The organism is Alcanivorax sp., assembly GCF_040119285.1.
GTDB lineage: Bacteria > Pseudomonadota > Gammaproteobacteria > Pseudomonadales > Alcanivoracaceae > Alcanivorax.
In genome coordinates this window covers 1-19,105 of the sequence record NZ_JBEDTY010000034.1, presented here as the reverse complement: position 1 = coordinate 19,105, position 19,105 = coordinate 1, and the positions used below count along the sequence as shown (strand labels likewise).

The window sequence follows — 19,105 nt, the reverse complement described above, 5'->3', positions numbered from 1 at the left end:
CCTGCTTGGGCTCCTTGATTTCACTGATTCAGGCTCCATTTAAAAAGATATAGTAACTACAGGTTCAAGCCCAGTTATCGGCCCATGAGGTAATAATCATGCCAACCCTGTTCTCTATCGGCGCGCTCAGTGACGCCACCGGCTGCAAGGTGGAGACGATTCGCTACTACGAAAAAATCGGATTGATGCCGGAACCGGCACGCAGTGAAGGGGGACAGCGACGCTACCATCAGCGCCACCGGGAACGATTGGCCTTTATTCGTCATAGCCGCGAATTGGGCTTCACCCTGGAAGATATTCGCGAGCTGCTCACCATGAGTGAACAGCATGGCTGTGCCGATGATATTGCCCGCCGCCACCTTCAGGCCGTCGAGCAACGAATTCGATCACTCAGCGCCTTGCGCGATGAACTGGGCCGAATGATTAACGAGTGCGAACAAGGGAGGCCTGGCGAATGCCGGGTTATAGAAGTGTTAAGTGATCACCGCAAATGCACCACCGAACATGGCCACTAGACCCAGAGGCCACCTCCTGGCCCTTCCTGTCTCTTCCCGTTACAAGCGCCTTGGCTGACATTTATACAACACGTTATGCACCCATTTACCCCATATGGGTGAGGCATATTCCCGGCAGCTTTCTACAATAAACATAGCCGGCTCTTTTGGGGAGCCAACTAGCTCAACAAAGAAGGGAACAAGGGGAAGATCATGAAATGGACCATTGGCATTGCCACATTACTGGCTTCACAGTTTGCTGCCGCAGACTATTACTCCAGCCTGGACGATGACACCTGTTGGGATGCTCGCAACAGTGGCGGCGGCCCCTGCATGGTGGTGCACAACACCAAGTGGAGCCAGTACAGCAAAGGGAATTTTATCGTTACTTACCGCAATTCCTGCAACAATCGAATCTACGCCCGTTTCTGCAATGAACGCAAAGACGGCTCTGAAGATTGCGGCGCCTCCGGCATCGGGGCCGGTAAAACCAAGAGTTGGTCTACATCCAACGCCAATGGCCGCTACAGTTACAGATCCATTGGGGTCGAACGGGGCTCCAAGGACTGGGTGTGCAGCGGCAAGGTATCCGACTGGCACGATTAACATTCAGTGGCTTGTTTTTGGCGCCCGCCATCACGGGCGCCTAACCTGACCAGAGATGGTTATCCCAGCCGCCCCCCGGCAATGCCAGCCACTGCCCCTGCACATCCGCAGTACGGCTCTCGAAGTAACGGCATTTGCCCTGCCCCGAGGTCACCGCAAACCCGCCCGGCACTGCCCCCACACCGGCACAATCTGACATCGGCGTATCCAGCAAGGTCTCCCCGCTGTCCAAATCCCAGATAAAGAACCGGTTGCCCCGTGGCGCCGTCATGGCCACTTGCCGTTGCTGGCGATGAATGGCGATGCTGGCGGTGTACTGATCCATCATTGCCAGCTGTGTCTGGCTAACAGGAAACGTTTGATAGGCCTCACCGGGGCGCTTGATGGCCAGCAACGGCACACGGTTATAGGCGGGGCCATGATATTGCTGCCCTGTCACCACCGTGCCGTCGCCAGCCACATCCAGGTGACGAATACTGCTTTGCGTATCCGTGAGAGTTTCCTTGCTGATTAGCGCACCGTGACGATCCATGATCACTAGGCTGGGGGTCATGGTCTCCAGGTTCATTTGTTGGCGGCTGAGCCCGTCAGTGCGGATACCACCGTTACCAATCACCAGGGATTCTCCCTCTGGCATCCAGGCCAGTTCGTGGGGGCCAACACCATGGGTGGACGCTTCACCGTCATGGACTAGCTGCAAAGCAGCGTGATCCAACCGGTAGCGCCCCAGCACGCCACGGCCGGGCTCATTGAGATCGTTTTCGGTGGTGTACAACCATTGGCCCTGCGCATGGAACACGGCATGGCCATAGAAGTGTCGATACGGCTGGCTGTGCAGGGTTTGCAGCAAAGAGCCGTCGCGCAGATCCAACAGATAACTTTCCCTTGCTGGCCGGCGCCCCACAAACAAAGCAACAGGCAGGAAAGGATGGCGAGCCACCGCATGGCAGCGTTCGCGCACTGGCGTCGCGAATGCCCGCTGGCCATTCAAGTAATAACCCATGGCATAGTGCCGGCCGGCATCATCGTTGCGCGCGGAAAGCAGCAGGGGCGACTCGCCCGCCGTTCCGGTCCACAGTGACCCGCCACCCAGAGCGGCCACACCGGCCATCGCCGCACCAGCACCCAGCAAGTTCCGTCGTGTTAGTGGCATAACGCTCTCCACAAGCTTGCATCGCCCACTCCGACCACGCTTTTTAACTATTAACGCGCAACGGACTCTAGTCGCCGTCGTTGGCGTTAAAACCAATCTGGATATTCAGTGCCCGAGCCAGCTCTATCTGCTGCCGATTTTCCAATTGATCCAGCGCGGTATAAAGCGCCGCCAACGTATCCCTGTGGGAGGGGGCCTGCACCAATTCCACCAGCGAGCCAGGCAATGCCTTCATCCGGCTATGCACATCTGCGTAGGCCTGATCAATATCACTCACCAGGCCTTCATCGCTCACCAGAGAACGGACCCGCTGCCATACCACCCGCGCGCCTTTTAGTGACGCTTGCAGGTTTTCAATAGATTGCTGGCTACGCCAAGCTTCCGCCTGATAGGGCTGCGCCACGCCCTTATTCAGGCGGCCCATGGGCACACCCAATTTTTTCTTCAGCACGTCCACACCGGTAATCTGCACCCGCAGAATCGCCGCCAGACCATCATCCGCAATGGCATAGCGCTCGTTGGGAAAATCGCTTAACTGCAACAACATTCCCTCAGGCCCACGCCACAGCGTCAACACCTCTTCAGACAACGCCCATTGGTGGTTCGCAATACCCTTCAGTAACGGACAATAGCGATCACGGCTGGAAGCCAGTGCTATCGATTCATCAAACAGCACATATTCAAAAGCGGTTAGCCCCTGCACTACCACACTGGCCTTCTCCAGCTGCTCACCGGTGAGCGGGCCGGCCTCGTCTAACAACGCTTCGGTCTGTCGAACCACCAGGTTGCGTTTGTCGGGCCAGAACTGAACCTGCCAGCTACGATTGCCTTCCGACAACGGGCCGATCATCAACGGCTGCAAGTAAGACCACTGTGACTGGGCGTGAAAAAATGCGGCCTTCATCTTTTCCACCGAGGCCTGCGGGTCCGCGCAGTACGCCTCCACACTGTCCATCAGCGCGGCATTGCTGTCGTGCCATTGTTGGTGAGCCGGCAATAACACCTCAGTGGCCAGCTGAACAGTGACCTCCTGCCGAGGGTTGCTACACGCTGCCAGCATCAACACGGACAACACAACCGCCCCCTGCATAATCAAAGCACGCATGGTGAATCCTCGACCTTAATCGTCGTTATAAAGAGTTCAAGAAAGCCAACAACGCCGCGCGCTGACTAGCATCAAACGCCAACACCTCATCCCGAGACTGAGCCGCCTCACCTTCGTGCCAGAGAATCGCTTCCATTAGATTGCGGGCGCGGCCATCGTGGAGAAACTGAGTATGGCCATTCACTGCCTCGGTGAGGCCAATACCCCACAGCGGCGGGGTACGCCACTCCTGGCCATTAGCCAAAAACTCCGGGCGACCGTCCGCTAAACCCGGCCCCATGTCATGGAGCAACAAATCGGTGTAGGGACGAATCGTCTGGTTGGCCAGCTCCGGCTCCGCGGCCTCGGCTCCGGTGGTGAACACGGCCACATGGCAGCCTTGGCAATTCGCTTGGAAGAACAGGCTTTTACCCGCCAGCACCTGTTTATCGTCTACATTACGGCGGGCCGGCACGGCCAGGTTGCGGGTATAAAACGTGACGTTATCGAGGATGGAATCACTCACCTCCGCGTCGCCGCCGTTGGGCATGGCCAGGCAATCGTGCTGGGCCGGGGAGCAGGAATCGGTGGGCACCAAATGGCTGGTAAGGCCCATGTCATTAGCGAAGGCTTCCGCATTTTGCTGGCGCAAGCTGGGCTGCCCTGCCTTCCAGCCAAAACGTCCCATGGCCGTGGTGTCATTACGGCGATCCCAAACGCGATTTGCCCGGCCACTGATACCGTCACCGTCCGCATCCTCCGGGTCAGCATGGGCTAACAGGTCTGCCTCCGGAATGGCTTCCAGCAACCCCAAACCAATCACCGGCGGGGCAATACGCGCGGAAAACAGCGTGGCAGGATGCATGTCTCCGTACGCCAAGTTACTGAAACTCAGTCGAGGCACCCGCAGCGAGACTTGGTAGCCATCGTTAAAAGTGACAATCCGGGGGCGGTAATCCATCCGCACCCGGCCTTCCGGCTCAACCCCGGGAATGGCCGCATCCTGAAATTGCCCGCCATAGGTTGGCTCGGGCATTAACCCACCCTGGGTCAAATCATCTTCTGCTTTAGCAGGCACCGACAACCGCACCAGCATGGAAACCGCTTGTTTGGCCTCAGGGCCAGGCGGGTGGCCTCGGCCATCCTTGATGTGACAGTTCTGACAGGCGTTGGTATTGAATAACGGGCCAAGCCCGTCACGGGCATCGGTGGAGGCCGGAGCAATGACCCACGGGTTCCGGAAAAAACTATTACCCACACTGAAATCCAGGCGTCGGGACGGTGACAGATTCGCCAGCGGTAACGAAAACGCATTCTGGTCGGTCTTAATGACCGTAGTCTCGCCCGCAGACAGGTGCTCACCGGGTTCTGCTGCAGTGAAATTGGGGCCCTGACCGCAGGCCGCAAACAAAGCAGCCAGAGTCAGCAGGAGATATCGCAAGGGCTGGTCATCCTTCTATTCTTGTTGGTACAGCGTAAACGGACCAGGCAGCCCGTAGAATCTACGCCCCACCCGGCCTCGCTTCAGAAGCTGTGGCTGGCCGTATCCGGGTTCAGAGCCTGAATGTTCAGCGCCCGCGCCGCCTTTTCGATACTGGTAGTCTGTGCCACCAAAGAATCAATGGCCGCATTTACCGTGGCCGCACCGTCGCTGTTACCCGGCGCAATCAACTGATCGAAATGGGTGCCGTTGTTCGCGCTGTCCACTAGCGCCTGTAGCGCCGCTTCACTGGCCTCCAGGTCAGTTTTCAATTGATTATCAATGACCGGCTTGTTGGCCGCTACCAAGTCACTCAAGGAAGGGCCGGTCAAGGTTTCACCATTCACTCGCCGATACTCGCCCTGATACACATTGCGAATACCCTTGCCATTATAAAAATGCGACGCATGAGTGTTGTCACTAAAGCAGTCGTGCTCATCTTCCGAGGAGTGCGCCGCCAGCGCTACTTTCATTCGCTCACCCGCCAATTCCCCCAAAGACAGACTGCCCATACCGAACAGCATCTTACGAAGGCCGTTCTCCACGGTGTCGGCTTCCAGCTCAGCCCGGTAGTTTTCCTCGCCCGAGCGCCATTCGTCCACCATCACCTCCAAATCGTCAATCAGCAGATCGGTGACCACAGACAGGTATTCACGGCGACGCTGGTTATGCCCTCCGGTGGCCTGCGGGCCAGTGGCAAAGTCCGAGGCGGGGCGCTCGCCAGCACCAGCCTCAGTGCCATTCAAGTCCTGCCCCCACAACAAAAATTCAATAGCATGATAGCCGGTAGCCACATTCACCTCGGAGCCGCCCAACTCATTCAAGCTGGCTAACAACTCTGGGCTCAGCTCAGTTAGATCCAGCGTCTGCTCACCAATCTTTAGAGATTGGCTGGCAATAATATTGGCGCGAGCACCAGGATTGCCCATCACCGCCTGATAATCCTCAGCCACATAATCGATTAAACCTTCATCCAGCGGCCATGCGTTCACCTGTCCTTCCCATTCATCCACCACCACGTTGCCAAAGCGGAAAACCTCGCTCTGCATATAAGGGATCCGAGCAGCACGCCAGGCATCCCGCGCCGCCATCAGGTTATCTTCTGTGGGCGCAGCCAGCAGCGTATCGATATGGGTTTTCAGCTCACGAGCTTCGGCAAGCGCATCGGTATAGGTCGCCAGCGCCACGTCAGCATAGTGTCTGACTACCTTTTTGCCTTGCGCCTGATCATAGACGGGGGCAACAGCTGCGCCGGTGGATTGCGGTTCGTCGCTACAGGCAGACAAAAACAGGGTAACCAGTAAAAGGCCCCCAGTGGACAGGCGAGTCAGCATGAAAATTCCTCGATCAGATCGCATAGCACAAGCAAACGCGCCGACCAGATCGACGCGGAAACAGTCCGGGCGCACATAATGCGAATTATTCTCATCTTTTTAAAGGGCTGTGTGCAAAATTCGCCCATTCCCGGTGTTTTTTTCGCCACAATTCACCGCATGCCCCCCAATAAACAAATTGTTTACGGTGAACCCGGTTCACAAAAAGCCTAGAATGGCGCCGCTCTCCGCTCCTTCCTTTAGCTACAGTGCGAGTCGCCCGCCATGACCACCGTTTTATTGATCCTGGTAGCGCTGGGCTTTTTGTCCATCGTCGTCGAAGATATCGTCCATATTGATAAAGCAAAAACCACGCTGTTTTTCGGGTCCTTCGCCTGGTTACTGTTTTTTATTGCCCCCCCGGCTCACCTCAGTCACGACGCGCTGATGAAAAGCCTCAATGAAAACCTGCTGGATATTGCCACCCTGTGGTTATTCCTCATGGCCGCCATGACCTTCGTGGCTTACCTGTCCGGCAAAGGCATTATCGATAGCCTGGTCAACAAACTGCTGCCCGAGCGCATTAGCGAGCGCAAGCTCATGTTGCTCACCGGCGCGTTTGCCTTCCTGTTCTCTTCCATGGCCGACAACATCACCGCCACCCTGGTGTGTATCGCCGTGTTGATGAACCTGAACCTGCCGGTCAAAAAACTAATGCGCTACGTGGTGCTGGTGATATTTTCGGTGAACGCTGGGGGCACCGCGCTGATTACCGGCGATGTCACTACACTGATGATTTTCCTGGCAGGCAAAGTGGAAATTCCGGACCTTCTATTGCTTAGCCTGCCCGCCGCCGGAGCAGTTGCTGCACTGGCATTAATGCTATCGCTGGGGCTCAATGAAGACGTGCATATCAAAAAACAGAACAACGTCATCGAACGCGGAGACAAGGTTATCGCGCTGCTGTTCTTCGGCACCATTGTCGGCACTATCGCGGCCAACGTGGCATTCGGAATTCCGCCGGTGCTGTGCTTCCTGTTCGGTCTATCGTTGATGTTCATGGTGGTGCAGTTCCTAAACAAGGACGAGCCAATTCTGGAATATATCCGCAAGATTGAATTCGACACCCTGCTGTTTTTCCTGGGCGTATTGCTGTTGGTAGGTATGCTCAAGGAGCTGGGTATGCTGGCCTACTTCCCCGCGCTTTATGATGTGATGCCACCCGTGGCCGCTAATTTCCTGGTGGGCTTGGCCTCGGCACTATTCGATAACGTGCCGCTGACCGCCGCGCTGCTCAATTCCGGGATAGAAATGAACTTGCCCCAGTGGCTGTCACTAACCTATTCGGTCGGTGTGGGCGGGTCGCTACTGGTCATTGGCTCCGCCGCCGGGGTGATCGCCATGAGCAAGATCGAAGTGCTCACCTTCGGCAGCTACCTGCGTTACTTCGGCTACCTGTTGGTGGCCTACAGTGTTGGATTTGTGGGGGTACTGGGGTTGGGGCAGCTGGTTTAGCCACCGCCGGCAGGCCGGCTATCGGCTTCGCCGGGGCCGGCTTGCCAACGGCCTGCGCGTTGCAGCTGTTTTTTCCATTTCCGCCAACGCGGTTCTGCATACTTCGGGCGCGGTTTAAGTACCCGTAGCGGCACCCAATCACCCACACCGAACTGGCTCAGCCATTTTTCATCGGGCAAAAAGGCTTCACCCTCATGACACCGGCCAACATAGGCATAACGGAAACGTAACAACCAAAGAACCTCCTCTTCGTTCTCTGGTTCATTGTATTGCGTAACAGCGAGTACCTCGCCATCCACGTTCGCACCATATTTCCTTAGCAAGGCCCGTTCATAGTAATAGCCAATGCTGCTGAAATTGGTCACCACTGCGGTGATTATTATCCCAATACCGATCAACGCAAATAGCCCTCCGCCAAACATCACGCCGCCGTCACCGCTGTCTGCAAACCAGAGCATACCGCCCCCCACGGCGGCAAAAGACAAGCCGAGGGAAAACAGAATGAAAAAGAAAGCGAGATGCCGGCGCACCGACTGCAACAATAGCGGCCAACTAAGCGGCCCAATGGCCATAGGGTGACTCCCGTCCTTGGAAAAGCAGGCAAGGAGCATACCGAAGAACTCCCTGCACACCGAGGACGATCACAGCAGCAATTTAATTAGCGCCGTAAAGGTCGTTATCCAATTCTTTCAAATCGTTATCCAGCTGTTGCCAATTAGCCTGGCCGTCTACGCTGCCTGCACCGGTCAACTCATGGTATTCATCGATGCGCTGTTGCAATTCAGTCAACACATCCTCTAACGCCAGCTGGTGGCGCTCCGCCTCCGTGCTACGGTCTGCTGCACCTTGCTTCTCCAACTGATCCAGCTCGCTCTCCAGTTCGTCCAGCTTGCTTTTAATATCAGCAATCATTTGTTTACCGGTTTCCATAATCAAAACTCCTTTTCAATCCGGGGGATTCCAAACACAGTCCATTTCAGAGTGAGCCCATTTGCCGAGCAGGGTCAAGGCTGCCGCCGACCACAACCCTTACCGCCCGAAAACCTGCCCAGCAATGCGTGTTCTTCGGCCACTAAATGGGTATGGTCGCCGTGACCCAACGCTCAACCGACCAGCGCATTATCATCGCCGGCCTTTCCCTATTAGAATGGACGGCTGGCCTATCCGCACGACACTGGGCGGCACACACAGCCCATGGCTGCGACTGCCGGGTAGGCCCGTTTCGTTCACCGCCGCCATGGACAACCGTATGTACAGGACGCAAACACCCGCGCAAACCGGCCCCGCCGGCAGCCGGCTGGTACAGCTGCTTGCCAGCCTGGACCCCAAAGCGGCCGCGTCCCCCCATCCGTGTTTCGCTGAGCGGCTGGGCCGGCTGTTTGACCTGTCCGACACAATTGCCCTGGATGCTGCCACCCAGCACCGCCCAAAGGGCCCGTTTATAGTTCAGCACGATATTTCAGAGACCCTGCAGGCTGATCTGCTGAAAACCCGCAACACCCTGCTGGAAAACCTGAGCCACAGTTTCGCCGGCAAACAGGCCGCGTCAGTAATCAGCCTGCCAGCATTGAACAACGATAGCCCCGCGGGCAAGCGGCCCACCTTTGGCCCCTATGAGCGTTTCCATCAAGCCCACCAACGGCAGATGATCGCCGCACTGAGCAACCTGCGCCTGCGCACCCGGCGTCAGCTCACTGCCCACAGCGCCGAACTGGCCCGGCTGGCTGAGCTGGATGCGGTGTTCGACCACAGCCTCTCGGCGTATGTGCGCCGCTGCTTCAGTGCCATGCCGGCCTTTCTGGAAAAGCGCTACCGTACCCTGTGGCAACAAGGCCAACACACACCGCCGCAACACTGGATGGCCACCAACGGTTGGCTCACCCAGTTCTGCAAAGAAATTCAAATGCTGTTACTCGCTGAGCTGGACGCCCGACAGGAGCCCATTCTGGGGTTACTGGACGCGGCGGCAGGCGCCGCCACCGACGCCGGCACCCGGTTCTCCGACATTGATGATAAGGAAAGCACCACCCCATGAGACGTTTTCTATTTGCTCTCCCGTTTGCCCTCGGCGCCCTGGCCGTTATCTGGATCGGCACCACCTTCCTGGGTAACCCGGTGGCCTTCACCGTTACCCTGCTGATCGCCGCCGTCTACGGGCTCGGGTTTGTCGAATTACTGCGCTACCGCCGCGATACCGCCAAGTTAAACCAGCGACTACAACAACTTCCCCACCCTGACGATGACGATGGCCGCGAAACGCTGACTCGCTGGCTGGGCGAACTGCCCAACACCCTGCGCCACGCCGTGCAACGCCGTGTTGACGGCCATCCGGCCGCCCTGCCCGGACCGGTACTGACCCCGTACCTCACCGGTTTACTGGTGATGCTCGGCTTGCTGGGCACCTTCGTGGGCATGATCGTCACCCTCAAAGGCGCCGCCACCGCCCTGGATGGCAGCAGTGAGCTGAGCGCCATTCGCAGCGCGTTGTCGGCCCCCATTGCCGGCCTGAGCCTGGCCTTCGGCACCTCCATTGCCGGGGTTGCCGCTTCCGCCATGCTTGGCCTCACCGCGACCCTGTGTCGCCGCGACCGCATGGACGTCTCCCGCCAGTTGGACGATGCAGTAAACGGCCAGCTGTATCGCTTTTCTTTAAATCACCAACGCGAAGCGGCCTACGCGGCTCTGCACAGCCAGTCCCAAGTGTTCCCGGCACTGGTCACTGCCCTGCACTCCCTCACCGGGCGCATGGAACAAATGGGCGAACAGCTCACCGGCAACCAGCAGGCCTTCCACCATGGGCTCCAAGAGCAGTACCACGGGTTAGCCCGCGCCGTGGGCGATTCCTTGCGCGACACTTTGACCGACAGCAGCCGGCTGGCTGCCGAGAGCGTACAAGCGATCACGGCTCAGTCACTGGCCAGCCTCAGCGAACAGGTTCAGGGCACCCACGAAAGGCTCCATGCCCTCACCGAACAGCAGCTTGGCACACTCACAGAGCGCTTCCGTGATACCACCGAGCAGGCCGCCGAACACTGGCGTTCCGGGCTGGCCGAGCACCAACAGACCAGCGCCCGACTAGTGAGCGATATCAGCACATCACTGGCGGCTCACCACGATCAGTTCCAGCACAACAGCAATTCTCTGCTACAACAGGTCCGTGACACCCAACAACGATTGGGCAACGCCAGTGAGCAACAACTCGCCACCATCACCGGAGAATTCCAGGCCGCCACCCGCGAGGCACTGCAAGACTGGAACGCCGGGCTGGAGGCTCACCGGGCCAGCGGCGCAGAACTTCTCCAACAAGTACGCGACACCCAACAGGCCGTGGCCGAACACAGCGAGAAGCAGTTTTCTGCCCTCGCCGGCCAGTTCCAGGCCAGCACCGAACAGGCCGCTCGACAGTGGCAAACTGGCCTCAGCGAGCAGCAACGCACCGTGGCCACCTTGGTTAACGACATCCGTAACGCTCTGCACGAACACAACAGCGAATTCCGTGACAGCGCCGCCGGCCTGCTCAGCGGCCAGCAAACCGGCATGGACAGCCTGATCAACCAGCTGGGTGAGCAACTCAGTACTTTGCGCGATCAAGAAGCCGCTCGCGGTGACGCCGCCAGCGAGCGCCTGGCCGGGCTAGAAGCCACCGTCAGCGAGCATCTGGAGCGCCTGGGCACTGCTCTGGAAGAACCGATGATGCGCTTGATCGAAACCGCCTCGGAAACACCGAAGGCGGCCGCGGAAGTCATTTCCCGCCTGCGCGAGGAAATGACCCACAGTAGCGAACGGGATAACGAATTACTGGAAGAGCGACGCCGCATCATGGCCGAGCTGGATACCCTGCTCAGTGCCCAGCAGGACGCCGCCGGCGCCCAGCGTGACGCCATCGACACCTTGATCCGCACCTCCAGCGAGACGCTTAGTCAGGTGAGCGATACCTTCTCGCAACAGGTCAGCGACCAGGCCACCCAACTTAATCAGGTCGCCGGCGACGTCGCCGGCAGCGCCGCGGAAGTGGCCAGCCTCAGCGACGCCTTTGCCACGGCCGTGCAACTGTTTAGCCGCGCCAACGACACCCTGCTAGACAACCTGCAACAGGTAGAAACCTCGCTAGAGAAATCCTCTGCCCGGGCTGACGAGCAGCTGGGCTACTACGTGGAACAAGCCCGCGAGGTGATTGAACTCAGCATGGCCTCACAGAAAGAAATCATTGATGCCCTGGCCAGCCTGCGCCAAGGCGATGCCCCTGTGCAGAATGGCCAACGCTCGGTTTCCGGGGTTAATTGATGGACGAATTACACGACAGCGATGCCCAGGCCTCGCCGGTCTGGGCCATCTTCTCGGATCTCATGGCCGCCCTGGTAGGCATTCTGGTATTGCTGCTGGTGTGGGTGATCGGCATCCAGCTGGAGCTAAGCCAATCCCTGGAGCAGGAAAAAGCCAAACGCCTCGCCGAAGAACAACGGCGCATGGCATTGGAAGAAGCGCTGGCCGACCCCTTGGCCAGCGGTCGTGTGACTTTCCATAATGGCCGTATCGGCATCAGTGGCAGCGTGCTGTTTCAGCTCAACTCCGACCGGTTGCAACCAGAAGGGGAGGCCTTGCTCAGCGATCTGGTGAAACCGCTACAAGTTTTCCTCAGCCAGCACGACGATATGCTCATGGTCAGCGGCTTCACCGACGACCTGCCCATCAACCGGGGCAACGGTCGCTATGCGGATAACTGGGGGCTGTCAGCCCAGCGAGCACTCACCGTCACCCGCACCTTGATTGAGCAGGGTATGCCTGCCGATCAGGTGTTTGCCGCCGCCTTTGGCGATAACCAACCGGTGATCCCAAACGACGACGCTGACAGCCGCGCCCGTAACCGCCGAGTGGAGCTGACCACCGTGCCCCGGCAAGGAGGGGAACCCAATGCGCCCTGACGTAGACTCGCCCCCCTCGCCATCCTCAGCAAAGCTGAAGGCTTTAACAAAGCGCTTGGAGGCCCTGCGTGAACAAGGCGGAGCACACTTTGACCCGGTGCAGTTCCGCTTTCTGGCCAGCCTCGCCCAACGGCTGGCCACGCTGCCAGAGCCCCCTCCCGGCACGCTGGCCAAGCTGGACACCCAACTCAACGAGTACCAAAGCGCGTTAGCCCAAGCCAAAGCAACACTGGAAATTGCCGGAGAAGCCGGCGACAACCCGGCTCAATTTCGGGCACGCTTGCGCCAAGCACAACCGCCCGCAGCGCCCTCAGCGTTTGCTCAATTACATCAGTCTTACAGCGCGGCCCCCACAGAAGACGACCCGGAAGATAACAACACCCTCGCGAGCCTGTTAAAACAACAGGAAAAGCAGGTACTGGCAGATAACGATGCCAGCGTGCCATCGTTGCCCCCTAAGCAAAGGGAGCTGAACGCCCTGCGTCAGTTACGCAGCCAGCGCCAAGCCTATCAAACCCAGCAACGCATCGACGACGCCATTACTCACACTCCCAGCGACGCCGGCCCACTTAATTCTCACCGGCTGGTCACCCGCTCCATTGAAACGCTACGCGAACTGTCGCCCGCGTATCTAGAGCACTTTGTGAATTATCTGGATACCTTGATGAGCTTGGAAAAAATCGCACCGAAACGCTGACCACTCCCCCTGCGTGTTTTGACTCCCCTAAATGTCGGATTACGGCTTACGCCTAATGCGACCTACAAGCGCAATCCGAGGGGGCCACAGCCGCCATTTCCTGTAGGGCAGATTAGCCTAAAGGCGTAATCCGACATTGGCCTGAAACGAAAGACGCCCCAACATGTGGGGCGTCCAAGTAATGACAAAATGTAGATCAGACAGCCATTACACTGGCTTCACATCCCCGTCGCCTTCACCTTTTTTGCCTTCGCTGTTACCGCCAGCCTGATCGCGCAGCAGGTCATCATGCTCCGCCATTTCCCAGGGCAACTTACCCGGCGCCACGTTCAAGAAGTGCAGATAGTTTTCGAACTGGTCGAGCATGTCGCGAATGATATCCACCTCATCGTAGCCAAATACATCATAAGAACGGCCACCACGACGCAAGAATACCTCGGCGCGGCAATACTCATGGGCATCGTTTACCTTGGCTTCACGGCTGCTGTAGGCATATTCCGGCACCGCTGTGGTAATCAAACGGATGTCATAGATAAAGCCCACATGCTCATCGCGATTCACCACCAGCTCGGCGCGGATAAAGTGCTCATCGAAATTCACCGACGCATCCCAGCCAGCCTTGCGCAACTCATCAACCACCTTTGTCATACTGCCCATGGCGGTATTACGGATAAAGGCTTCCACCTCTTTACGAGTAGGGTAACGAATCATGGCCGTGAGGCGATGGCGCCATTGACTGCCAGTCATGTGGCGGCGCTGCGCCATATGCGCCTGCAAGCTGGTTTCCCGGTGCCCTTCAATCACCAGCGCCCGCCACATACCCACGGCCGCAAGCAGGATAATGATCGCAAACGGCAAGGCGCTCACCATGGTCATGGTCTGCAGTGCGCTCAACCCCCCTGCTAACAACAGCACCGATGCGATGGCCCCTTCCAGAACGGCCCAGAAAATTCGCTGCCAAGCCGGGGTTTCCAGCACCCCGCCAGACGCGAGGGAATCCACCACCAGGGAGCCGGAATCCGACGAGGTCACAAAGAAGGTAACGATCAACAATACCGCCAGGAACGACACCACGCTGGACCAGGGGAGATGGTCGAACAGCTGGAACAAAGCGACCGCCTTGTCCGCCTGAACCTGGGTCACAAGCTCAGTATAACCTTGCTCCATAATCGCGTTTAGGGCCGTATCGCCAAACACCGAGAACCACAGGAAGGTAAAAATACTGGGCACCAACATCACCCCAACTACAAACTGGCGAATGGTGCGGCCACGACTGATTTTCGCAATAAACAGCCCCACAAAAGGCGCCCAGGCAATGGTCCAGCTGAAGATAAACAGGGTCCAGTTACCGATCCAATCATTGTGGGTGTAGGCTTGCAGGTTAAAAGTGCGCTCAACAATATTACTCAAGTAGCTGCCCGTGTTCTGCACAAAACTTTCCAGAATATGCACGGTTGGGCCCACCACGAATACAAACAGCATAAGAGCAATCGCCAGCACCATATTCAGAATCGACAATCGCTTCACGCCCTTGTCCATCCCTGCCACCACCGACACCGTGGCCAGCGCGGTGACAATGGCGATAGCACTAATCTGCACCATGTTGCCCACCGGCACATCCCACAGGTAATTCAAACCCGCGTTTATCTGCGCCGCAGATAAGCCCAGAGTCGTCGCAATACCAAACATGGTGCCAAGAATGGCGAACACATCAATGGCATGGCCAATAGGCCCATAGATTTTTTCGCCGATAAGAGGATAGAACGCCGAACGCATGGACAAAGGCAACCCATGACGAAAAGCAAAGTAGGCCATCACCAGACCAACCAAGCCGTAAATGGCCCAGATGTGGAAGCCCCAATGGAAGAATGCAATCTGCATAGCCTGCTTAGCCGCTTCCACCGTCTGTGGGTCGGCCACAGGGGGCTCGGAATAATGCAGCACCGGTTCGGCTACCCCGAAGAACAACAGCGCAATACCGTAGCCCGCAGAGAACAACATGGCGAACCATTCCGGAAACGAATACTCCGCCTCGCAATGATCTGGCCCCAGCTTGATATTGCCCCAGGACGTTATACTGATACCGACAATGAAAAGAAAGAATAGCGCCACCACCAGCATATAAAACCAGCCGAACGTTTCAGTGATCCATGCCTGAGCAGAAAAAAATACCTCCCCAGCCAGTTCCGGATCACTAATGGTGCCGATAATCAGCAATAAGGAAACGATGACCGCTGGCAAAAACACCGGCACCAGAATCGTCGAGTTACGCATTATCCCCTTGTCAGCCATATTTCATCCCTGTTGTTCGTGTACAAAAGCGTACGGACTTCTACCCTATAGGTATCTTTATCCTGCTTCCACCGGGATGTTTACCTGCACCCCCTATAAGAGCGCAAAACTTTGCGCTAGGCTTTTAACTTCCTCAATCCACTGCAGCGTCCTATGACACCCACCCTCATGCGCCAGCCATTTCTGACTCTCTTCATCTTTTTCACACTCACCTCAACGGCTCAGGCCAATGAGCAAGACTGCAAACTCGACATTCTTCACAGCGCCATCGGCTCCAGCCACAGCTTCAAGCTGAAAGTGACCTGTGCCGGTCACTACAACACCCTGACTTATCTTCTGCGTTCCAAGCAAAAAAAGAACGGCTCAACGCTGATCGACAGCGAAAGCGGAGAACTTCACATTCGCAGGGACAGCCAAACTACCGGAGAAATCACCATTGAAATGGCAGAGGGAGATCAGGTCAGCGTTGAAGCGAAAATTCTTCAAGCTTGCGAAGTACTGGGTGAGGCCACACAGGTATATACGCACGAAAAACACGCTGCTACCACGCGCTCAGCAGACTAATTGACTGTATTTGCCAGTGGAAACAGCGCATTAAACGAATTTGAGAACGTGCATTTGTTCTGATGATGACTCACAACTGCATGGCACATGACAACCAAGAAGAGACCAGCCTTAAGAAGGAAAAACCACCAAGCCATCCCCTTCTTTCCATGGCTGATACTTGGCCATTACTTGCAGGAAGAGTGAGTGGTCCAACCAGCGATTTAGCCACACCTGCAGATTCGGATAAGGCAGCCTATAGAAGGCATCTCGATCTACATGGGCGAACTGACGAACAAACGGCATAACAGCAATGTCTGCAATGGTTACGTTTTCGCCTAGCAAGAACGGGCTCTTAACCAGCAAAGCCTCTAGAACCTGTAAAAACGCTTCTCCCTTTCTCCGGTACTCGGGTTCGGTCATTTCAAGATAACGGTCGGAGTATTTATAGCGATCAAGCCAATATTTGAACTCGTTGTCGTTTATTTCAATCAGAGCATTGGCCTGGCCCACCTGCGCAGGATTCAACAATCCTTGCGGATCATTCTGCTCAAGAGCCCAAAGCATTATATCCAGGCTTTCCTCAATGACCGCCCCACCGGAAACCTTCAATACCGGCACAGTCCCTTTGGGACTAATCTCTAACATTTGGGTCGGCTTATTTTTTAGCTCGACCTCTCGAAGCTCCACCGCCAGCTCAGCGAACAGGAGCCCCAGACGGGCGCGCATGGCGTAGGGGCAGCGTCGAAAAGAGTACAGGCAGTGAGACGGGGAGATCATGGGGGCTCTTTTTTATTGTGGGAAAATCAAATCAATGATGCGTGCCAGGCTATGGCGAGATTAAAGCACCGCCAAGAGAGCAAACAACGTCATTACTCGACGTCGGAAGGTTCAATCTCTTCACCGAACATGATTCGATGACCCTCTGGGGTTGCCACACCAAACTCACGCAAGCCCCAAGGTTTATCAGCGATTGTCTGAAAAACATCAGCGCCACGCTGCTGGTAGTCAGCGTAAAGATCATCAAGACCCACGCAGTTCACATAGGCGAAGTACGAATGTTCCTTTGTCTCACAGGCTGACATTTCGTCTGGGCAATGCCCTAACATAATATGAAAACCACCCAGACTCAGGAACGACCAGCCATCCAAACGAAACCGAACCGCAAACCCTAATGTATCCAAGAAATAGCGTTCGACCTTCTCCAAGTCTTGCACCGCCAGAACATGCTGGGTTGCTTTAACTTCAAACATTGATGACTCCCACCACAAGGAATTATTGATAGCGCCACCATCAAAGGGCGCCCCATTAAGGCGCCCAGCAGCCGGTCGCCTTAATGGGGGGCGAACGTAAATGTCTCACTATGCATGATGGTCAAGTGGCTTGGACAGCGCCTTGATTTTTCATACGGTAGCGGCTACTCGCCCTCCGGTTCCGCGCCCTTGGCCTCCTCAACCCCCGGAACTTCTTGGGTAGGGCGAGGAAACTCTCCTTTAATGTCATCAACCCCAACTTGAGGGTGAGCGAATTTAACGAAGTCGGCTCGCTCCCGCCGTTTCTCTTCGGTGTCAATGTCCATACGCTCGTCTCGGCTTTTCACCAAGTCAGGCTGGGCCTCTCCATCTCGATTGAACGACCAAGCCAGCTTAGGCTTACCAAGCGGAAGCTCCGTTCCCGCCTTGCTGCGGGTGTCCCACACGTGCCACGTTTTGCCATAGCTATTCATCTTGCCGCGCATAAGCTCTTTTTCCGCAATATCTGGAATGCCTGGAGCGACAAGTTGCCCGGAAAGAATCTCGTAGTTATGAGGATGCCAGTACTTCTGCTCCTCCGCAGGCAGCGAGGCAAATAATCGTTCAGAGATGATGTACTCGATACCATTAAGATTGGCATCGGTCGCATTACCGTCAAATAGCGCGCACTGCGCAAAGTCTTCGTTCACCTGACGACAGAAATGATGCGCTTCCATCTGGTGGGCCGGGTTCTCCTTCATTGGGTGAAACCCGACAAGATATACATCCATCTCGTCAAGGGGCGAGTTCGTTTGCAGCATGGCTGCGCCCAATTCCAGGGCTTTTGTGGTCGCACTCTCATCAGCACCGGGCGGCGTCGTTTGTGGATCAGTGTCCGTACACGCACTTACCGAGAGGAATAAAATCGTAGACACAAAAAAATTAAGGAAGAGATTAATTCTGGCTTTATTTGTCACGGCAGACTCCAAAATAAGCGAAGAGGACAAAGAAAGAGGACAAAGACTTTTGTAAAAAGTTGTGCAATAACTCCATCGTGCGAATACTAAATCAGTATAGGCTAACGTGCAGAGAATGGCAGATTCGTCAACGACAAAAGCGAAACAAATCGTCCACCTCTTTAGGCTGCAATAAAACGCCTTGCATATTTTCCTCCTGTGGCTCTGGGAAAGAAAGTCAGCCGGTGATGATTCAGACACATAGCGCTCGGGCCGAATTCATACACTAACCGCAACACGCACCTGTTATAAAAGGCGGACTGTGATATCAGCACCTTCACTCTCGCCAACCGTTTTACATTGCCATGAGATATCTGCAGCGTACCGATAAAGAAAGAGCAGTACCTCCTACACTAAAACAGTGGAGCTTATCCGTCAAAGAGACAACCCGCCAACTCAAGCGCCCTTTTTAAACGATCCACCGCGAATACAGCGAGAAAGCGCGAGGCTCGAGCGTCGGGCCCGCAGAGGCGAGCAGATCCTAATTGCTATGTAATTTTTCCTTAATGACCCAACACTACTACCAAGTAGGCGAGAGTCATATTGCATGCAAAAGCATCAGCCCTAAATGCCGTCGTAACTACATGGCGGAGCCTGGCCGATATACTCTTGAGGCTCCGCTTGAGCACTATGAATCGCCACCAGTTCATTAGACACTTCCCAGCCGTTCTTGGTGACGCTTTTCATACTCTACCGGTGACAGCTTTTCATTAGAACCATGGCGTCGTCGGTTGTTATAGAACATCTCGATATAATCA

General features: G+C 56.1%; 19 protein-coding genes. 8 read left to right on the top strand and 11 right to left on the bottom strand.

The window, feature by feature from the left end:
* Positions 1-98: 98 nt before the first annotated feature.
* Both ABNH10_RS12560 and ABNH10_RS12555 read left to right on the top strand, forming a co-directional pair.
* Positions 99-515 carry a MerR family transcriptional regulator gene (locus ABNH10_RS12560; protein WP_502877132.1) on the top strand — a complete coding sequence of 139 codons (417 nt, stop codon included), beginning with the start codon at positions 99-101 and terminating at the stop codon, positions 513-515.
* Between the two features lie 192 nt (positions 516-707).
* Positions 708-1,100 carry a hypothetical protein gene (locus tag ABNH10_RS12555; protein ID WP_349386255.1) on the top strand — a complete coding sequence of 131 codons (393 nt, stop codon included), beginning with the start codon at positions 708-710 and terminating at the stop codon, positions 1,098-1,100.
* A gap of 40 nt (positions 1,101-1,140) precedes the next feature.
* On the opposite strand, the gene ABNH10_RS12550 is transcribed toward ABNH10_RS12555, so the two are convergent.
* From ABNH10_RS12550 to ABNH10_RS12535, 4 genes are all read right to left on the bottom strand, one after another.
* Positions 1,141-2,253 carry a DUF1513 domain-containing protein gene (locus ABNH10_RS12550; RefSeq protein WP_349386254.1) on the bottom strand — a complete coding sequence of 371 codons (1,113 nt, stop codon included), beginning with the start codon at positions 2,251-2,253 and terminating at the stop codon, positions 1,141-1,143.
* 67 nt (positions 2,254-2,320) lie between these two features.
* On the bottom strand, positions 2,321-3,358 hold the full coding sequence (locus ABNH10_RS12545; RefSeq protein WP_349386253.1) for an imelysin family protein: 1,038 nt from the start codon (positions 3,356-3,358) through the stop codon (positions 2,321-2,323).
* A 25-nt stretch (positions 3,359-3,383) separates the two neighbouring features.
* Positions 3,384-4,778 (bottom strand): di-heme oxidoreductase family protein, encoded by a 1,395-nt coding sequence (locus tag ABNH10_RS12540; RefSeq protein ID WP_349386252.1) that lies wholly within the window; start codon positions 4,776-4,778, stop codon positions 3,384-3,386.
* Between the two features lie 83 nt (positions 4,779-4,861).
* A complete protein-coding gene (locus ABNH10_RS12535) occupies positions 4,862-6,151 on the bottom strand; it encodes an imelysin family protein (protein ID WP_349386251.1) in 1,290 nt (429 codons plus the stop codon).
* A 264-nt stretch (positions 6,152-6,415) separates the two neighbouring features.
* Between ABNH10_RS12535 and nhaD the strand changes: the two genes are divergently transcribed.
* On the top strand, positions 6,416-7,645 hold the full coding sequence (gene nhaD / locus ABNH10_RS12530) for a sodium:proton antiporter NhaD (RefSeq protein WP_349386250.1): 1,230 nt from the start codon (positions 6,416-6,418) through the stop codon (positions 7,643-7,645).
* Here nhaD and ABNH10_RS12525 read toward each other — a convergent pair.
* Both ABNH10_RS12525 and ABNH10_RS12520 read right to left on the bottom strand, forming a co-directional pair.
* Positions 7,642-8,217 carry a hypothetical protein gene (locus ABNH10_RS12525; protein WP_349386249.1) on the bottom strand — a complete coding sequence of 192 codons (576 nt, stop codon included), beginning with the start codon at positions 8,215-8,217 and terminating at the stop codon, positions 7,642-7,644. The two genes, nhaD and ABNH10_RS12525, sit on opposite strands and share 4 nt — an antisense overlap.
* A gap of 82 nt (positions 8,218-8,299) precedes the next feature.
* A complete protein-coding gene (locus ABNH10_RS12520; protein ID WP_349386248.1) occupies positions 8,300-8,575 on the bottom strand; it encodes a hypothetical protein in 276 nt (91 codons plus the stop codon).
* A gap of 319 nt (positions 8,576-8,894) precedes the next feature.
* Here ABNH10_RS12520 and ABNH10_RS12515 point away from each other — a divergent pair, with 319 nt between their 5' ends.
* The 4 genes from ABNH10_RS12515 to ABNH10_RS12500 are packed head-to-tail and all read left to right on the top strand — an operon-like array spanning position 8,895 to position 13,264.
* The gene (locus ABNH10_RS12515) at positions 8,895-9,680 is read left to right on the top strand and encodes a DUF3348 domain-containing protein (RefSeq protein ID WP_349386247.1); all 786 of its coding nucleotides are present in this window, start codon (positions 8,895-8,897) and stop codon (positions 9,678-9,680) included.
* Positions 9,677-11,929 (top strand): DUF802 domain-containing protein, encoded by a 2,253-nt coding sequence (locus ABNH10_RS12510; RefSeq protein WP_349386246.1) that lies wholly within the window; start codon positions 9,677-9,679, stop codon positions 11,927-11,929. The genes ABNH10_RS12515 and ABNH10_RS12510 overlap by 4 nt, the downstream gene beginning before the upstream one ends.
* Complete coding sequence (locus ABNH10_RS12505; protein ID WP_349386245.1) at positions 11,929-12,567, top strand: OmpA family protein; 639 nt, start codon at positions 11,929-11,931, stop codon at positions 12,565-12,567. Before ABNH10_RS12510 ends, ABNH10_RS12505 begins: the two co-directional genes overlap by 1 nt.
* On the top strand, positions 12,557-13,264 hold the full coding sequence (locus ABNH10_RS12500; RefSeq protein WP_349386244.1) for a DUF2894 domain-containing protein: 708 nt from the start codon (positions 12,557-12,559) through the stop codon (positions 13,262-13,264). The genes ABNH10_RS12505 and ABNH10_RS12500 overlap by 11 nt, the downstream gene beginning before the upstream one ends.
* 207 nt (positions 13,265-13,471) lie before the next feature.
* Here ABNH10_RS12500 and ABNH10_RS12495 read toward each other — a convergent pair whose 3' ends face one another.
* Positions 13,472-15,556: a BCCT family transporter gene (locus tag ABNH10_RS12495; RefSeq protein ID WP_349386243.1), complete on the bottom strand. Its 2,085-nt coding sequence runs from the start codon at positions 15,554-15,556 to the stop codon at positions 13,472-13,474.
* 153 nt (positions 15,557-15,709) lie between these two features.
* Between ABNH10_RS12495 and ABNH10_RS12490 the strand changes: the two genes are divergently transcribed.
* The gene (locus ABNH10_RS12490; protein ID WP_349386242.1) at positions 15,710-16,120 is read left to right on the top strand and encodes a hypothetical protein; all 411 of its coding nucleotides are present in this window, start codon (positions 15,710-15,712) and stop codon (positions 16,118-16,120) included.
* Between the two features lie 111 nt (positions 16,121-16,231).
* Here the strand turns inward: ABNH10_RS12490 and ABNH10_RS12485 are convergent, their stop codons facing one another.
* From ABNH10_RS12485 to ABNH10_RS12470, 4 genes are all read right to left on the bottom strand, one after another.
* Positions 16,232-16,879 (bottom strand): glutathione S-transferase, encoded by a 648-nt coding sequence (locus ABNH10_RS12485; protein ID WP_349386241.1) that lies wholly within the window; start codon positions 16,877-16,879, stop codon positions 16,232-16,234.
* A gap of 92 nt (positions 16,880-16,971) precedes the next feature.
* Positions 16,972-17,352, bottom strand: a complete 381-nt coding sequence (locus tag ABNH10_RS12480) for a VOC family protein (RefSeq protein WP_349386240.1) — start codon at positions 17,350-17,352, stop codon at positions 16,972-16,974.
* 164 nt (positions 17,353-17,516) lie between these two features.
* Positions 17,517-18,308: an OBAP family protein gene (locus ABNH10_RS12475; RefSeq protein ID WP_349386239.1), complete on the bottom strand. Its 792-nt coding sequence runs from the start codon at positions 18,306-18,308 to the stop codon at positions 17,517-17,519.
* Positions 18,309-18,996: 688 nt separating this feature from the next.
* A partial coding sequence (locus ABNH10_RS12470; protein WP_349384934.1) for an IS3 family transposase occupies positions 18,997-19,105 on the bottom strand: 109 nt, incomplete at its 5' end.

Coding starts and splice junctions, on each gene's coding strand:
- ABNH10_RS12560 (WP_502877132.1), top strand. CDS start 99: ATGCCAACCCTGTTCTCTATCGGCGCGCTCAGTGACGCCACCGGCTGC.
- ABNH10_RS12555 (WP_349386255.1), top strand. CDS start 708: ATGAAATGGACCATTGGCATTGCCACATTACTGGCTTCACAGTTTGCT.
- ABNH10_RS12550 (WP_349386254.1), bottom strand. CDS start 2,253: ATGCCACTAACACGACGGAACTTGCTGGGTGCTGGTGCGGCGATGGCC.
- ABNH10_RS12545 (WP_349386253.1), bottom strand. CDS start 3,358: ATGCGTGCTTTGATTATGCAGGGGGCGGTTGTGTTGTCCGTGTTGATG.
- ABNH10_RS12535 (WP_349386251.1), bottom strand. CDS start 6,151: ATGCTGACTCGCCTGTCCACTGGGGGCCTTTTACTGGTTACCCTGTTT.
- nhaD (WP_349386250.1), top strand. CDS start 6,416: ATGACCACCGTTTTATTGATCCTGGTAGCGCTGGGCTTTTTGTCCATC.
- ABNH10_RS12525 (WP_349386249.1), bottom strand. CDS start 8,217: ATGGCCATTGGGCCGCTTAGTTGGCCGCTATTGTTGCAGTCGGTGCGC.
- ABNH10_RS12520 (WP_349386248.1), bottom strand. CDS start 8,575: ATGGAAACCGGTAAACAAATGATTGCTGATATTAAAAGCAAGCTGGAC.
- ABNH10_RS12515 (WP_349386247.1), top strand. CDS start 8,895: ATGTACAGGACGCAAACACCCGCGCAAACCGGCCCCGCCGGCAGCCGG.
- ABNH10_RS12510 (WP_349386246.1), top strand. CDS start 9,677: ATGAGACGTTTTCTATTTGCTCTCCCGTTTGCCCTCGGCGCCCTGGCC.
- ABNH10_RS12505 (WP_349386245.1), top strand. CDS start 11,929: ATGGACGAATTACACGACAGCGATGCCCAGGCCTCGCCGGTCTGGGCC.
- ABNH10_RS12500 (WP_349386244.1), top strand. CDS start 12,557: ATGCGCCCTGACGTAGACTCGCCCCCCTCGCCATCCTCAGCAAAGCTG.
- ABNH10_RS12495 (WP_349386243.1), bottom strand. CDS start 15,556: ATGGCTGACAAGGGGATAATGCGTAACTCGACGATTCTGGTGCCGGTG.
- ABNH10_RS12490 (WP_349386242.1), top strand. CDS start 15,710: ATGACACCCACCCTCATGCGCCAGCCATTTCTGACTCTCTTCATCTTT.
- ABNH10_RS12485 (WP_349386241.1), bottom strand. CDS start 16,879: ATGATCTCCCCGTCTCACTGCCTGTACTCTTTTCGACGCTGCCCCTAC.
- ABNH10_RS12480 (WP_349386240.1), bottom strand. CDS start 17,352: ATGTTTGAAGTTAAAGCAACCCAGCATGTTCTGGCGGTGCAAGACTTG.